This is a genomic window from Bartonella sp. AP57NXGY (assembly GCF_042195805.1).
Lineage (GTDB): Bacteria > Pseudomonadota > Alphaproteobacteria > Rhizobiales > Rhizobiaceae > Bartonella.
The window spans coordinates 1-2345 of record NZ_JBHIOZ010000188.1 but is presented as its reverse complement, the minus strand read 5'-3'; the positions used below and the strand labels follow the sequence as shown (position 1 = coordinate 2345).

The window sequence follows — 2345 nt, the reverse complement described above, 5'->3', positions numbered from 1 at the left end:
TCTCCAGCATTATGGAGAAATAAAATACTTTTAGAATGTGGAGTACCGGACCTTAATAAGGTTGTGGCGCTAGATTTAAATCAATTCGCCAGTATTGAAATGTGTATGGCGCAATCAGGTTTTCGTCCTAGCTTTACAATACAAGATTGGTGTGAAAATCATAAATCAGACAACCTTCCCATATGTCGTCCTGGTGCTGTCATGCCTCAGCGAAGTATTGAGAGACGCTTAAATAGCCCTTATTGTAAAAAGCATTCAGAACAACTTGAATGCAAACCTTAGGTCTTGCTTCAGCAGAGAAAGCCTTGTCCGTCCTTACGAAAATTTCGCTTGTAACGTGCAAGCAAGTGATTTTAATTAATACAACATGGAACAGATTTTAAATGATAGAATCCTACAGAATTAGTTTTTTCATTCAACATGAAAACAATAAGTTATCTTTATAAATCAATGTGATGTAGCAGGATGAAGATGTTTATGCAAAGAATCTAAAAGTTTTTTTGCGAGTGTTTGAATAATTTCTTTGTTTTTCTGAATTTTAGATACAAAATACTATTGCTAAAGTACTAAAAGTAGATCATGCTGGTAAATAGATGAAACTTTGATGGCGCTTGGTTTTAAAAAAGGCAATATTTGATTTCACTGTTTGCGCTGGTATTGATTTTGCAATAACAGATAATAGTTTATTGTATGCAAAATACTGTTATTTAGATTTTGGTAAAAGAAATTTATAAAGAATATTATCATTAACAGTTATGCGAAACTTTAATGAAAATGAATCCAACTTTAATACACATAATTTTAGTGTGATTTAGTTTACAAATTCTTATTGAATGCAGAATTAAAAGTTTAAGAAGCCTTATTTGCAAAAATTCTTTATTTTTTTGTGAGTGTGTCATTTTTGCTACAGATATTTCAGAAAAGATGCTCTATATGAATTTCATTTTGGATATTTGGAGAGATTTTATGAATACAAAACGTTTAATAACAGCGTCTATTTTTTCTTTAATTTCAGCGTCTACAGCACTAGCTGCTGATGTTATGATTCCTCATCAGCCAGCATCATCGACTGCTTCTACCATTGTTGCACCTACTTTTTCATGGACAGGTCTTTATTTAGGTGTCCAAGCTGGTGGTTTTTCGAGCAAAGCTGATATGGCTCTTGTTGGTCAAGAAAAGAGTTTACCACTGGATAAAGAGTTCTCTCCTAAACTTTCAGGTTTTGCAGGTGGTTTTTATGCAGGTTCTAATATTGATCTCGGTGACAACTTTATTTTTGGTATCGATACGGATTTAATGGTATCTGGAAAAAAACACACAAAGACCATTACCATAGGTGCAGCTGATAACGCTACAGTAGAAAATGCAGTCGTAAGATCCCGCAGATCCGCAAGCCTACAAACACCTCAAGCACCACAAGCAGCAACATCAGAAGAAACACAAAGAATTGCCTCAGGAACTGCAGGTGCAGGAGCTACAACAGGAGGGACTCTAACAGCAGTATCCGCTTCAGAAAAATCTGCTGGAACGCGATCCAGTCAAGCACCAGCTAAACCAGTAACTGCAATTCAACCGTCACGAGCAGGAGCAGCACAATCAAATCAAGCAGCAACAACTGGAGATTCTAGCAATGTTAATGCAACACAAACAGTGGCTGTGGAGGTAAAAAATCCAGGAGTTTCAACAATATCATCACAAACACCAGCTGCATCGCCAGTAGCACAATCAGCCTCCTCTAGACAGACGGTTAGATTAGTGCAATTGCCATCGTCTTCATTGGGAAGATCAAATACAGGAGGGACATCGGTAGGTGTGGTAAGTCGATCACAGCCAGTTGCATCTAAATCTTCCTCCCCCGACGCAGGGGGTAGAACACCAGAGCGGTCAGCATCGCTCTCATTGGCAAGATCAGCTATAGGAGGTCAGTTATCAGGGGGAAGGGCAAGTGAAGGAACAGTGTCTGAAAAACCAGTTGCTATAAAAACCGCGTCTTCTACCTCATCAACAGTATCAGGCGCAAGTCAGCCAGCAGTAAAAGCACCTACACTGGTACAACCTGTATCACAACCATCAGCAGCAGAAAAAACAGTACCGAGTTCATCACTTGTACTCGCGAGATCAGGATCATCCAATGGTTCAGAGACAAAAGTTTCTAATGGAATAAACGGAGCCCAACAGGGAGGTCATCATAGTTCTTCCCATAGTAGTGGAAATGCTAATGCACATGGTGCACCTCATGCAGGTGGGCATAGCTCTGGTGCTCATCCGAATGGTACTAATCCACATGCTTCTCGTTCTCATGGTGGACAGAATATGTCTGGACACGGTGCACAAAGTACACAAGC

2 protein-coding genes are annotated in these 2345 nt (G+C 39.2%); both read left to right on the top strand.

Annotated elements, in window-relative coordinates:
* Nucleotides 1–282: hypothetical protein (locus ACFIL8_RS09290; protein ID WP_375689545.1), on the top strand; the 282-nt coding region annotated here is incomplete at its 5' end.
* Nucleotides 283–966: 684 nt separating this feature from the next.
* The coding region (locus ACFIL8_RS09285; protein ID WP_375689543.1) for a porin family protein at nt 967–2345 on the top strand (1379 nt) is incomplete at its 3' end.